Raw genomic sequence first — 12,579 nt, 5'->3', positions numbered from 1 at the left:
GGGCTTCCCGTCTCCCCGCGCCTTCATCGAAAGCGCGAAAGACCGGAATTCTAGTCATGCAGATGACATCTTGCAAGCGGTTTTTTGACGCTCGTGAATTCCGGAAAAACGCGTAAGCGCAATCGCCTCAAACGTGGCGTTGCATGACGCGTTCGACGAGCTGCAGATAGTGGTCGAGGCCCGGCGTCGGTTTGCCGGCCACCTTCGCGAGATCGTCCCAGCGGCGCAGGCGCACCGCGTCTTCCGCGTGAGGGCGCGCAGCGAAATCGCGCGCCTCATCTGCACTGAAGATGCCGCCCTGCAATTCGAGGCTGCGCACCGAATCTGCCGAGAGGCAGCCGAAATACGCTTCATCGACTGCGCAAAGATAGCGCTTCGCATCGACGTGCAGGCGGATCGGCTCCAGCACGCTATCTGGCAACACCGGCCGCAGGAACGGCAGCGCATAGTACTGGTGCAGATCGTCGATGCCGCGCTCGGTCGGCGTTTCGCCCTGACGATTGAGCAGGTGACCCAGATCGTGCAGGAAGGCCGCCGCGGTCAGTTCTTCACTCGCCCCGTCTTCTTCCGCCAGCGCGCCGCTTTGCAGCGCGTGCTCGAGCTGCGTGACCGGCTCGCCGCTATAGGCCAGCGCGCCGTACGTCTCGAACAGCCCACGAATGTCCGCGAGGCTCAGTGCCATCTTCTACTCCTCAGCTATGTGAATGCGGCGACGGCCCGCACCGGGCCGCCACTCATCGTTCCTGCCGCGCTCAGTCGCCACAGGATTCGCGCATGCGATTGGCCGATTCATCGGCGTCGCGCGAGGCGAGCGCGCTCAACAGCGCCCGATGCCCCGCGTACGATGCGTCCATTGCGCTGTGCGCCGGCGCGGCACACTGCAACGAGAGCCGCAATTCGCTCACGGTGCGCTCATAGGTCTCGCGCAACCTGGCGTTGCCAGCCGCCGTGACGAGCGACGCGCGAAACGCGTCGCGCGCTTGCAAGAAGGCCTCCGCCTTCTCGGCGACCACCGCGTCCCGCATCGCGTTCAGGTGCTCGCGCAACTCGGCGACCTGTGCCGCGTCGATGCGCGGCGCCAGCATCCGGCACGCCGCTTCGCGCAATGCCGCGCACACTTCAGCCAATTCCAGGGCCTCCGCCGCGCCAACGCTGCGCACGAACACGCCACGATGCTTCTCGTTGCGCACGAGGCCCGCCTGCTCGAGCGCGCGGAACGCCTCGCGAACGGGTCCGCGCGATACGGCCAGACGAGCCGCCCAGTCGGCTTCATTGAGCTTGTCGCCGGGCGCCAGCACGCCTGCCGCGATGCGCCGCTCGATCTCGTCGCGCACCAGCGCCGTGAGCGAATGCTGGCGCACCATCGCAAGCGGCGTCGTGTCGGACAACGCCTGAGGATCGCGGCCCATATCGCCCGCAGCGCCACTCCCCTGCTCATTGGTCATCGAATCTTGCACGTCCCGCCTTGCCCGTCTGTTACGCGCCTGCGGCGCATCGAACCGCATGGCATCCACCCACTCAGTCCTGCCGCCGGCGCGGCGCACGCGCTGCGATGAGCAGCAGCGCCGCCAGCGAAACGAGCAACAGGACCAGCGAGAGCGCCGAAGCCGGCAGGTAGTACCCACGCTCGACCGCGCCCACCACGACGATCGGCACCGTCGCAAAGCCCGGCGGATACACCGTGAGCGTCGCGCCCAGTTCGCCGAGCGACAGCGCAAAACCGAGCGCGAGACTCGCACGGATAGCCGGCACGAGTTGCGGCAGCACCACGCGGCGCAGCACCATCGAAGGCGGCGCGCCGAGACTCGCTGCCGCTTCGCGCAGCACGGTCAGCTCGGGACGCAGCGCTGCGGCCGCACACCGATAGCAAAACGGCAGTACGAGTGCGAGCTGCACGAACACGACGATCGCAGCCGAGCTCGATAGATCCACAGGCGCCTTGTGATAGGCGATCAGCACCGCAAGGCCGAGCACCACGCTCGGCACGCCGTTGGGCACCATCGCAAGCGTGTCGACGACCGCGCCCAGTCCACGCCGGTCGCGCCCTTCGAGCGCGAGTGCGAGCCACAGACCGAGCGCCGTGCCGAGCACTGCAACGCCGAAGCCGATTTCGAGACTCGTGGCGAGCGCATCGAAGTCGGAGGAGCCGAGGCGCTCGAACCAGCGCGTGCTGAAGCCATCGGGCAGGATCGTGCCCGACCAGTGCGATGCGACGCTCGACAACGCGACGACGATCACCGGCAACACGAAGAGCCAGAAGCACAACAGCGCCGCGAAGCCAAGCAATGCCGCGCTCGCAAAACGCGCAAAGAGGCTGCGCTCCACGGGCCGCGCACGAAGATGCTTGGGCGGGAGCGCGATGCGTTCGGAACCGGCGGCAGGATTAGTTGACATTGCGCGCGCCTCCATGACTGCGGCGATTCACGCGCCGATACAGCGCATACAGGGAAAGCGACATGGCAAGCATGACCACGGCGCCAGCCGCGGCCGTCGGCAGATCGAGATCGACCGTGGCCGAGCTGTAGATCGCCACCGGCAGCGTGATGAGGTGCGCGCTGCCGAGCACGAGCAAAATGCCGAACTCGTTGAACGTCAGCAGGAAACACAGGATCGTGCCCGCGGCGATGCCCGGCCACGCGAGCGGCAGGATCACGCGCAGGGCGACCATCCGTGTGTTCGCGCCGAGACTGCGTGCGGCTTCGATCAGGCGCATGTCGAGCAGCGCGAACGCAGCGAGCGTCGGGCGCACGACGAATGGCGCGTAAAACACCACTTCGGCGAGCACGACCCCGCCGATGCCGAACAGGAAGTCGAGCGGCGGCGCCTGCAAATGAAAGAGCCGCTGCAGCCCGATGCTTACGGAGCCCTGCGAGCCATACAGAAAGATCAGCGTGAACGCGACGAGAAACGACGGGAACGCCACGAACAGTTCCAGAAAGCGCGTGACGAGCCCTGCGCCCGGAAACGGCTTGAAGAACAGCAGCGCCGCCAGTGCGACGCCAAGCACGGAAGCGAGACCGGCACTCAGAAACAGAATCCACAAGGTCGTGGCGATCACGCCGCGCGAATCGGGATTGCCGAAGAACGTCTCGTACGCGTGGAAGCTCAGGCCGTGCGCGCCCGAAAGACTCAGCAGCACGAGGCGCACGAGCGGATAGACGACGAGCGGCCCGAGCACAAACACGAGCAGAAACGCGATATGCCATTGCGCGCGCCGTTCGCGGCGGCGCACGGCGGCCGCGTGCGCTTCGGCGCCGGGCAGCGCCAGGCGGGAATCAGGGGTTGATAAGGACGACATCGTCAGCCTCGTAACGCAGGGACACACGCATGCCTTTCGCCGGCGTCATGCCGTGGCCGCGCTGCATGGTGACGAGCACCGGTTCGTTCGGCATCGCGTCGAGCAGCACCGGCACCGAAAGCACGGAGCCATACCATTCGACCGATTCGATCGTGCCGTGCAGCGAGCCTTCGCCGAGCGGCACGACGCGCAGGCTTTCAGGCCGCAGGCACGCGAGCTTGTCGCGCACGCCGTGGCGCGCGTCGCCCACCGGGAACGCGACGTTCGGCGGCAGCAGGTTCGCCGCGCCGAGATAACGCGCCACGTAAGCGTCGTTGGGCGTGTCGTAGAGTTCCTGAGGCGTGCCGAGCTGGGCGATATGGCCATCGCGCATCAAGAGCGTGCGGTCGGAGAGCACGAGCGCGTCGTCCTGATCGTGCGTTACGCACACGATCGTCAGATCGGGCAAGCGCTCGTGCAGCGCCTTCAATTCGGAGCGCACCGAAGCACGCAGATTGGCGTCGAGCGCCGAGAGCGGTTCGTCGAGCAGGAGCACGTCCGGCTCGATCACGAGCGCTCGCGCGAGCGCCACGCGCTGCTGCATGCCGCCCGAGAGCTGCGCGGGCATGATGTGCCCCGCGTCGCCGAGCTGCACGAGCTTGAGGGCCTCAGCCACGCGGCGCGCGATGTCGCGCGACGGCACGCGGCGCGCCTTCAAGCCGAACGCGACGTTCTCGAACACCGAGAGATGCGGAAAGAGCGCATAGCTCTGGAACAGCAGACCCAGGTTGCGCTGATGCGGCGGCACATGGGTCAGGTCGCGGCCCGCCACGGTGAGCGAGCCCGCGAGTCCATCGGCTTCGATGAACCCGGCGATGAAACGCAGCAAGGTCGTCTTGCCGCAGCCGCTGCGGCCCAGCACGGTCAGCAGTTCGCCGCGGCGGATCGTGAGCGACAGATCGTCGAGGACAGTGCGCGCGCCGAAGCGCACGCTCAGGTGGTCGATCTGCACGCCCGCGGCGCCGGGCGCGTCCGTGGCATCAGTCAGTCCGGACGCATCCGGCAGCGCGCGGGCCATGCCGGCCGGCGCGAGGCTTGCGGTATTCACCGGGTTCATCTCCTGCAAGTACGGTTGCTTACTTCGGCTTCACGACTTCGAGCTGCTTGTCCGACGAGCCGATCACTTCGCTCTTCCAGCGCGCCGTCCAGTCGGCCTTCTTCGCCATCACCTGGTTCCAGTCCACCGGAATGAGCTTCACACCCTTGATGGCCTGCTTGACCGCTTCGCCGTTCTTGCCCGTGAGCGCCACGTCCGTGCGGCCCGGAATGCCGAAGATGTCCGGGACCTTCGACTGTACGTCCGTCGACATCAGGTAGTCGATCAGCTTCTTGCCTTCCGCCTGGTTCGGGCCGTTCTTGATCAGGCCGATGGCGTACGGCAGCTGGAACGTCGTGGGATGACCGCCAGCGTCGGCCGCGAGGAAGATCGGCTTGAGCGAGAGGCCGCCGTTGGCTGCGTCGTCGAGATCCATCTGCAGGTCGCCGTTGGCCACCGAGATTTCGTTGCGCGAGAGCAGCACGTCGAGGTAGCCCGTGCCCTTGGTGTGGAACTTCGCGCTCTGTTCGAGCTTCTTGAGGTAGTCGAACGCCTTGTCTTCGCCCATCAGCGAGGTCGTGAGGATGATCACGGCCATGCCGTCGCCAGCCGTGGCCGGGTTCGAGTACGCGACCTTGCCCGAGTAGTCCGGGTGCAGCAGGTCAGCAAACGTCTTGGGCTCGTTCTTCACGACATCGGGATTGATCGCGAACGAGAAGTAGTTGTTCACGAATGTGGCCCACGAACCGTCCGTCGCTTTCGCGATCGCCGGCACGTTCTTGTAGTTCACGCTCTGGTACGGCTGCAGCAGGCCGCTTTGCTGCGCCGTCTGGATGAACGGCGGCAGCGTGACGATCACGTCGGCCTTCGGCGAGTCCTTCTCGACGTTCGCGCGGTTCACCACTTCGCCGCTGCCCGCCGTCACGATGTTGACCTTCACGCCTTCCTTCTTTTCGAAGGCCGGCAGCACGTCCTTGTAGAGATTTTCGAGGCCGTCGGCCGTGTACAGCACGACGGCGTCGGCAGCGTGCGCGCTCGCGGCAGCGCCCAGCAGCGCCGCGGCGGCCGCGATCGGCAACAGCTTGCGTGCAAAACCCGCGCGATGGGAATTCGTGTGGTTCATGTCACTCTCCGAAGGCAAAACCAGATGCTCGGGATACCCGATGCGTTTGTGATTGAATGGATCGAACTGAGCTGAACAATCCGAACTTCGGCGGACTGCGCCGCCTGTCATTGCCCGCCTCCCGGTGGTCTCGCGTCGCGGATTGCAGATTGTCTACAATCCGACACTTTCCACCTGAACCAGCTGGCCTGGCGAAGGCTTGGCGTTGCCGCTCGCCTCGCTTTCCGGCCCATCTGGACGGGCCCCGCAAGAATCACAGGTTTTGATGACACGCGCATGACGATTGTGGCGTTTGTCAAAAAATTCCACAATTCGCCAATATTCGACAAGCCACATAGCCGAGCAGATTCCGCCGCTCGCGCGTTGGCGGCTGGCATAGGCTTTGTCTACATGTGCAAAAACAAACGCGGCGCGCGCGGCGCCGCAAGAAGACTCAGGCGATGACGAGTTCGGGCCCGCGCGCCGTGATGGCGCGAGCGACGCTCTTTTCGGGCGCCAGCTCGGTGATGACGTAGCGCGCCTGCTCGAAGCCGTTGATGCGCACGGGCGTCACGCGCCCGAACTTCGAATGGTCCGCGACGACGATCGCGCAGGCCGTGGCCGCGAGCATGCGGCTGCGCACCTCGGCGACCATGCGCGAGTAGTCGGTGAGCCAGCCGTCGGCGGTGATGCCGCCCGCGCCAACGAACGCAAAATCGGCGTGGTACTGGGCGAGCTGCTGCACGGTGTCGAGGCCGAAGGTCGCTTCCTCGTGATCGGACAGCTCGCCGCCGAGCAGCGTGACGCGGTTCTCGTTGCGGCGGCCGAGCAGGAGCGCAATGCGCCAGTCGTTGGTGTAGACCGTGAGCCGATGACGGTCGGTGAGCGCACGCGCGAGCGCATGCGTGGTGCTGCCCGAATCGATGATGACCGAGGCGCCGTCGGGCACGAACTCCGCCGCGCGTTCGCCGATCGCGCGCTTGGCGCTCGCGTTGGCGGCTTCGCGCACGTCGAGATCGGGCTCGCGGCGGTCGCTGGAAAGCGCGCCGCCGTGAGTCGTGACGAGCAGCCCGCGCTCCGCGAGCGTATTGAGGTCGCGCCGGATCGTCTCGCGGGAAACGCGCAGTTCGCGCACGAGATCCGCCACGGAAAGCGCGCCCGTCCGGTTCACTTGCGAGAGGATGTATTGGTGACGTTGTTCGGCGAGCATCTCGGTGGGCGCGGGTCGTGCGTGGATAAAGACGCGGGTAATGAAGTGGATCCGGCGTGCATTCGAAGTGCATCCGACGCGAATCCGGAAAAGCCGCCGTATTGTATTACGCATGCGCGCAACGAGCCTGCGCTGCCATCTCGCTAGCATCCCTGCTAATCTCGTGGAGACCGCGCGCTCACGCGACGCCCGCTTTGCCGACCATTGGAATTCATGCGTTCACGACTTCGTCAATTGCGTCTGCTGTTTTGTGCACTGCGTTATGGCTTCAGGCTGATCTGGCTCGCAGCGCCGGAGCATCACAAGCTGCACTGGTTCCTCACGCTCGCCTCGAGCCTGCACGGCGACCCGCGTCTCGCCTCGCGCCTGCATGGTTCGCTGCCGCGTCTCGCCCCGCTCGCCACGGCCTTCGCGCAAACGCTCGCCACGCGCCCCGAACTCGCGGGCGCGACCTTGCATGACGCGATCGACGCCATCGAGCATTTCGAAGAACCCCTCGCGGGCGAGGCGCTCAACACCACGCTGCGCGCCGCGCTCGGCAAGCCGCCTGAAACGGTGCTCACGTGGATCGACCCCGCGCCGGCCCACAACGGCTGGTGCGAGCAGACGCATCTCGCGCGGCTCGCGCTACCGGTGAACGGACACCAGACCATCACGCTACGCGTGCTGCGCACGAAACAGGTCCAGGAAGTCGACGATGACGCCGCGCTCCTGTGCGGTGTAGCCCGCTGGATCGAGCGCTTTTCGCGCGCCGCGCGCAAGCTGCAGCTGCACGCGCTGGCGCAGGCGCTGCGCGAGGATCTGCAACGGCGCTTCGACCTGCGCGCCCAGGCCGCGAACCTGAGCCAGAGCGGCCATCAGCTCGGCGACGACCCGCGCATCGTCGTGCCCGACGTGATCTGGGACCTCTGCACCCCGCAGACGCTCGCGGTGCAGCACATCGACACCGTTCGCGCGAGCGATATCGCCGGACTTGCCGAGCATCACATCAACGTCACGCAGGTGGCGGCGCATCTGATCGAAGTGGTCACGCGCCAGGCGTTCGAACATGGCTTCTTTCATGCGGCCCTCGACGCAAGGCGGGTTGCGGTGAGCGTCGAGCCCGAGACGCGCGGGCGCCTCGTGCTCGCGGGCGCGGCGCTGATGACGAGCCTTTCCTCGCCTGAACGCGAATTCTTCGTGCACGGCGCAACGGCGTTGTTCGAACAGGACTATGGCCGGCTCGCGACGCTGCATCACGTGGCGGGCCACGTGCCCACGCACGCGCGCACCGAACAGATCGAGGCGGAATTGCGTACGCGCAGCGAAGCGCATTTCGCGAGCGACACCGACGAGCGCAGCGCGGGCGCGCTGTTCCATCATCTGCTGCATTCCGTGCAGCCGTTCGGAGGCGAAGTCTCGCCGCGTCTCGTGGCGGCGCAGCGCGCGTTCGGCCAGGCAGAGGAGCTGGCGCGCTCGATTCATCCGGGCGTGGATGCGTGGGGCATTGCGCGGCACACGCTCGCCGACATCGCGCGCCAGGATCTCGGTCATCACGGCTGGATCCGGCGACTCTCGCAGGAGCTGCCACACCTCGCGCAAATTGCACCGCGCGTGCCGCAGATGGTGTTTCGCTTCCTCGAGCACCACGCGAAGCCCGGGCACGGCAGCGCTGCGGGACACGCCGCGCAGCAGGCCGCGTTGCTCGATGCGTGGCGCCGCGAGCATCGGCGCACGCGCGCACTGCTGCTCGCCTGCGCGGTCTGCGGCGGCTTGATTGGCGTGACGGCGGTGTTGCTTGGAAGCTAGTTGCGGCTAGCGGGTCTGGTTACGCGTGGTTTGCGTTCGCGGTTGCCGATCGGGCCAGGCGGTTAGTTGCATTCGATACATCGATCGGCACGCCCCTAAGCGAGTGCAGTCCTGAACAAGACTGCAACCTGCGCATCGCGCGATACTCCGGGCCTTTCGTGTTTCTCTGGCGTTGCGTCAGCGCGCCCTTTTCGACACCGATGCTCGCCACTCTTGCCCCCGCCCTTTTCGTCGTCCTGTGGTCGACGGGTTTCGTCGTCGCGCGCGCCATTGCGCCTTACGCCGATCCCAACCTCTTCCTGCTGGCGCGCTTCACCGGCACGGCAGCGCTGTTTACGATCGTCGCGCTGGTAATGCACGCGCCCTGGCCGCGCGGACGCGAAATCGGCAAGCATCTCTTCGCTGGCGCGCTGCTGCAAGGCGTGTATCTGGGCGCGGGCTACTGGGCGGTCGCGCAGGGCTTGAGCGCGGGCGTGATGGCGCTCCTCGGCGCGCTCCAGCCGCTCCTGACGGCCGCCATCGCGGCGCGCATGTTCGGCGAGCGCCTGCCGCCGCGGCGCTGGTCGGGCATGTCGCTCGGCCTCGCAGGCGTCGTGCTCGTGCTGAGCCCGAAGCTGTACGCCGCCATGCACGCGGCCGGCGGCGCGATCGCCGACGCCGCTGCGGCTGCCGCTGCCACGCCGCCCCACGCTCACGTGAATCCGCTGCTCGTGGTGGTGGTCGCGGTGGTATCGGTCGGATCGATCACGGCGGGCACGCTTTACCAGAAGACCTCGCTCGCGCAAGCCGACATTCGCAGCGCAAGCGCCGTGCAGAACCTGGGCGCGGCCATTGTGGCCGCGGTGCTCGCGCTCGTGCTCGGCGAGACGCGCTGGATCGCCACGCCGACGCTGTGGTTCTCGCTGGCGTGGGGCATTGCGATGCTTTCCGGCGCGGGCGTGACGTTGCTCGTGTGGATGGTGCGCCACGGCGACGCCGCCCGCGCCACGGCGCTGCTCTTTCTCGCGCCGCCGCTCGCGGCGCTCGAAAGCTGGCTGCTGTTCGGCGAAACGCTCACGCCCATGCAGATGGCGGGCTTCGGCGTCGCGCTCGCGGGCGTGCTGATTGCGCGGCGCGCCTAGCGCGCTTCAATCGTGCGCGGGGGCCGCGCCCCCGCCGGATCGCGCGCTCAGTCTGCGGTGTCGGCGCCGGCTGGCACCTTCGCGCGCGCCTTGCCGCCTGGCGCGGGCGACCACGCCGGGCGCGTCTTGCGCTCCGAATCGACCACGACGATAAAGCGTCCCGCCCACGGCGTGATCTCGCGATCCGAGTGGAGCACCCATAGCGACTTGCCCGAGTCGACCAGCGCCTGGTATTCGGCGTCGATGATCCCGTTGTGGTCGATGAACGCATTGAGCGTGGCCGGAATCCGCACGCAGCCCTTCGAGTGGCGGATGCCGAGCAGCGGCTCGAGGCGGTCGGGGTCGGTGGCATGCATCTGGAAGCGCATCTGCGAATAGCCGCCCTTGCCCCAACCGCGTTCGCCGTCCACCCAGCCGAGGTCATAGATGCGCATGTCGCGCCGGCCGTACCCGCGTATGTTGTTCTGGTTCATGGTGCCTTCCGCGCGGAAGTCCATATTCTGCGGGGTGTGCTCGAACACGCCGAGCGGCGTGAGGAAGTGGTCGAACTCGCCGGGACGTCCGGTCGCGACCGGCGACGCGCCGATCATGAGCCAAGGCTCGTTGGGCATGGCCCGGAAGTAGATGAAGAGCGCCTGCACATTCGCGCTGCGATCGACGAGGATGACGAACTCGCCCGCCAGTGCGCCGAGGTCCTTCTCTTCGAGCGCCGCCTGCAAACGCTGGCCGTAGGCGCGCTGATCGGCGAGCGGCACACGCAGACGCCGGTTGACGTCGCGCGCGAAGCGCTTGCGCATTTCGAGCGCACCGCGGGTTTCTTCGGCGGCCTCCTCCGGCGTGAGCGTCCGGTGAACGGGTAGCACGAGCGCGGGCGGAGCGGATGCAGCCAACGCGGCGGCAGCCGAGGAAGCAGAAGACGCGGTCGACGCGCTCGAAGCGCCCGATGCTGCCGACACAGGCGCTGGCCCCGAAGGGGCGGAAGCGGCTTGGGCAACAGGCCGAGCCGCAGACGCGCCCGACGCCGCAGATGCGCCCGAAGCGACAGGCTTCGACGCTGCCCGCACCGGCGCGCTATGCAAGGTGCCGGAAGCAACGTGCGTGCTGGAGGCCGTCACGCCGTCGGCGGCGTAAGCCGTGCTTGCCGCCAACGCAGCGCAAAACGAGGCGCAGAGCGCGGCCAGCACTGCGCGGTGCGCCTGCGCGCCAAACCACTGCGCTCTATGATGGGGAAGGTTCGAGGCGTCGCCCCGGACGCCGCCTCGCAAGCGAGCGCCCATGCGCCGCAAAAATTCGTCGTTCATCGTGAGTCCGGCTGATTGTGCGTCTTCTATGAAGTCGGATACGTCGAGCGCCGTGCTATGCGGCGTCGCTCACAGCGCCACGACGACCCGACATTAAACCAGACAACGCAGACGGCGCGCGCAAGTCGCGTGCGCAGCCAACTGAGGAACTGCCCATGCCCGCCAAACCGGATGCCAAACCGCACACCAACGCCGAAGCCGACCGCCTCGCCCGCCAGCAACGCATCATCGCCGAACTGGACGTCGCCGAGCATTTCGACGCGCAAGCCGAAGTCGGGCGCCGCGTGCGTTTTCTCGCGCAGCGCCTTCAAGCGAGCGGACTGCAGACGTTCGTGCTCGGCATCAGCGGCGGCATCGACTCCGCGACGGCGGGCCGCCTTGCGCAACTGAGCGTGGAAAGCCTGCGTGCGCAGGGCCAGACGGCCGCACGGTTCATCGCCATGCGTCTGCCGTATGGCACGCAACGCGACGAAGCGGACGCCGCCGCCGCGCTTGCCTTCGTCGCCGCCGACGAAACCCTGACCGTTGACATGCGCCCCGCCGCCGACGCGATGCTCGCCTCGCTCACGGCGAGCGGCCTCGCGTTCGCCGACGAAAGCGCGCAGGACAAGGTTCACGGCAACATCAAGGCGCGCGAGCGGATGATCGCGCAGTACGCGGTGGCAGGCGCGCGCGCGGGACTCGTGATCGGCACGGATCACGCGGCGGAATCGTTGATGGGCTTTTTCACGAAGTTCGGCGACGGCGGCGCTGACGTGCTGCCGCTCGCGGGCCTGAACAAGCGACGCGTGCGCGCGCTCGCGCGTTTGCTCGGCGCACCGGCCACGCTGGTGGACAAAACGCCCACTGCGGATCTGGAAACGTTGCGCCCGCTGCATCCTGACGAAGACGCCTACGGGATCGGCTATGACGAGATCGATACCTTTCTGGAAGGCAAGCCCGTGAGCGAACACGCGTACGAGACGATCTTTCGCTTCTACGAGGCGACGCGCCACAAGCGCTCGCTGCCCTACACGCCGTACGACGCCGAGGACGACGCGCGCTGAAGCACGGTGCGGGCAGCTCAGTTGCGGGGGCGATCAGTTGCGTGGGTGTTTCGGCGGCTCGTCGTCTTCGAACGGCGGCGCGCTCACCTTTAGCGCGACGCCTGCGAGGCGGCGGGACTGAAGTTCGTGCGCCACGGCGTCGGCTACGTAGGGCAAGTCGGAGTCGAGTTCGAGGTCCGCGTGCGCGTTCGGCGTGCCCGCGTCATAAACGGTAATGCCCTTGGCGTACTTGCCGAGTTCGCGCTCGAAAAAGCTGCGCACGTCCTGCTCGCTGCAGGATTCGGGAACATTCCAGACGGTCACGTGCATGGCGACCTACCTCGCGAGAACTTCGGACCTGGCATGCCGCGCTCAGCGGAACCGGCGCGGTTGCGACGCGCGTACGCGTACGGGCTGCAGGCTCGCGCGAGCGCGCGAACGGGTCCACGCCACCTGGCCGAGCACGGCAGCGACGCCAAGCAGTAAAAGGCTGGAAGTAAGCATTGTTGTGACTCCCTTTTTTTGTTGATGAATGTCAGCATAGTCGCATTTGCTGAGCGGTGTGCTGCGGCATATTGTCTGGCAGCGGACGAGCAACGGATTGCCCACCGCGCATGCCCGACCCGGTTCGCAATCAGCGTGCCCGAGGCGGCGCTGAT

The 12,579-nt window shown here is 67.0% G+C and carries 12 protein-coding genes; 3 read left to right on the top strand and 9 right to left on the bottom strand.

Annotated features, from left to right (window positions below):
• Positions 1-127: 127 nt before the first annotated feature.
• From U5A58_RS34970 to U5A58_RS34940, 7 genes are all read right to left on the bottom strand, one after another.
• Positions 128-682 carry a phosphonate degradation HD-domain oxygenase gene (locus U5A58_RS34970; protein ID WP_321916004.1) on the bottom strand — a complete coding sequence of 185 codons (555 nt, stop codon included), beginning with the start codon at positions 680-682 and terminating at the stop codon, positions 128-130.
• A gap of 70 nt (positions 683-752) precedes the next feature.
• Positions 753-1,409: a GntR family transcriptional regulator gene (locus U5A58_RS34965; protein ID WP_321964795.1), complete on the bottom strand. Its 657-nt coding sequence runs from the start codon at positions 1,407-1,409 to the stop codon at positions 753-755.
• Between the two features lie 109 nt (positions 1,410-1,518).
• The gene (gene phnV, locus U5A58_RS34960; RefSeq protein ID WP_321964791.1) at positions 1,519-2,394 is read right to left on the bottom strand and encodes a 2-aminoethylphosphonate ABC transport system, membrane component PhnV; all 876 of its coding nucleotides are present in this window, start codon (positions 2,392-2,394) and stop codon (positions 1,519-1,521) included.
• A complete protein-coding gene (locus tag U5A58_RS34955) occupies positions 2,384-3,298 on the bottom strand; it encodes a 2-aminoethylphosphonate ABC transporter permease subunit (protein ID WP_321964790.1) in 915 nt (304 codons plus the stop codon). Before U5A58_RS34955 ends, phnV begins: the two co-directional genes overlap by 11 nt.
• Positions 3,276-4,385, bottom strand: coding sequence for a 2-aminoethylphosphonate ABC transport system ATP-binding subunit PhnT (gene phnT, locus U5A58_RS34950; protein ID WP_415764330.1), 1,110 nt, complete (start codon positions 4,383-4,385; stop codon positions 3,276-3,278). Before phnT ends, U5A58_RS34955 begins: the two co-directional genes overlap by 23 nt.
• A 28-nt stretch (positions 4,386-4,413) precedes the next feature.
• Positions 4,414-5,496, bottom strand: coding sequence for a 2-aminoethylphosphonate ABC transporter substrate-binding protein (gene phnS, locus U5A58_RS34945; RefSeq protein WP_321964789.1), 1,083 nt, complete (start codon positions 5,494-5,496; stop codon positions 4,414-4,416).
• A gap of 433 nt (positions 5,497-5,929) precedes the next feature.
• On the bottom strand, positions 5,930-6,685 hold the full coding sequence (locus U5A58_RS34940; RefSeq protein ID WP_028202504.1) for a DeoR/GlpR family DNA-binding transcription regulator: 756 nt from the start codon (positions 6,683-6,685) through the stop codon (positions 5,930-5,932).
• A 213-nt stretch (positions 6,686-6,898) separates the two neighbouring features.
• Between U5A58_RS34940 and U5A58_RS34935 the strand changes: the two genes are divergently transcribed.
• Together U5A58_RS34935 and U5A58_RS34930 are read left to right on the top strand one after the other, a co-directional pair.
• Entirely contained in the window at positions 6,899-8,473 is a 1,575-nt protein-coding gene (locus U5A58_RS34935; protein ID WP_321964788.1) for an ABC1 kinase family protein, read from the top strand.
• A 200-nt stretch (positions 8,474-8,673) separates the two neighbouring features.
• Positions 8,674-9,594, top strand: coding sequence for a DMT family transporter (locus U5A58_RS34930; protein ID WP_321964787.1), 921 nt, complete (start codon positions 8,674-8,676; stop codon positions 9,592-9,594).
• 47 nt (positions 9,595-9,641) lie between these two features.
• On the opposite strand, the gene U5A58_RS34925 is transcribed toward U5A58_RS34930, so the two are convergent.
• On the bottom strand, positions 9,642-10,895 hold the full coding sequence (locus tag U5A58_RS34925) for a L,D-transpeptidase (RefSeq protein ID WP_415774339.1): 1,254 nt from the start codon (positions 10,893-10,895) through the stop codon (positions 9,642-9,644).
• Positions 10,896-11,050: 155 nt separating this feature from the next.
• Here U5A58_RS34925 and nadE point away from each other — a divergent pair, with 155 nt between their 5' ends.
• Entirely contained in the window at positions 11,051-11,941 is an 891-nt protein-coding gene (nadE, locus tag U5A58_RS34920) for an ammonia-dependent NAD(+) synthetase (protein ID WP_321964786.1), read from the top strand.
• Between the two features lie 33 nt (positions 11,942-11,974).
• On the opposite strand, the gene U5A58_RS34915 is transcribed toward nadE, so the two are convergent.
• The gene (locus U5A58_RS34915; protein WP_321916012.1) at positions 11,975-12,250 is read right to left on the bottom strand and encodes an RNA-binding protein; all 276 of its coding nucleotides are present in this window, start codon (positions 12,248-12,250) and stop codon (positions 11,975-11,977) included.
• Positions 12,251-12,579: the final 329 nt, after the last annotated feature.

This window comes from Paraburkholderia sp. J7, assembly GCF_905220155.1.
Taxonomy (GTDB): domain Bacteria; phylum Pseudomonadota; class Gammaproteobacteria; order Burkholderiales; family Burkholderiaceae; genus Paraburkholderia.
This window is presented reverse-complemented; position numbering and strand designations above follow the sequence as displayed.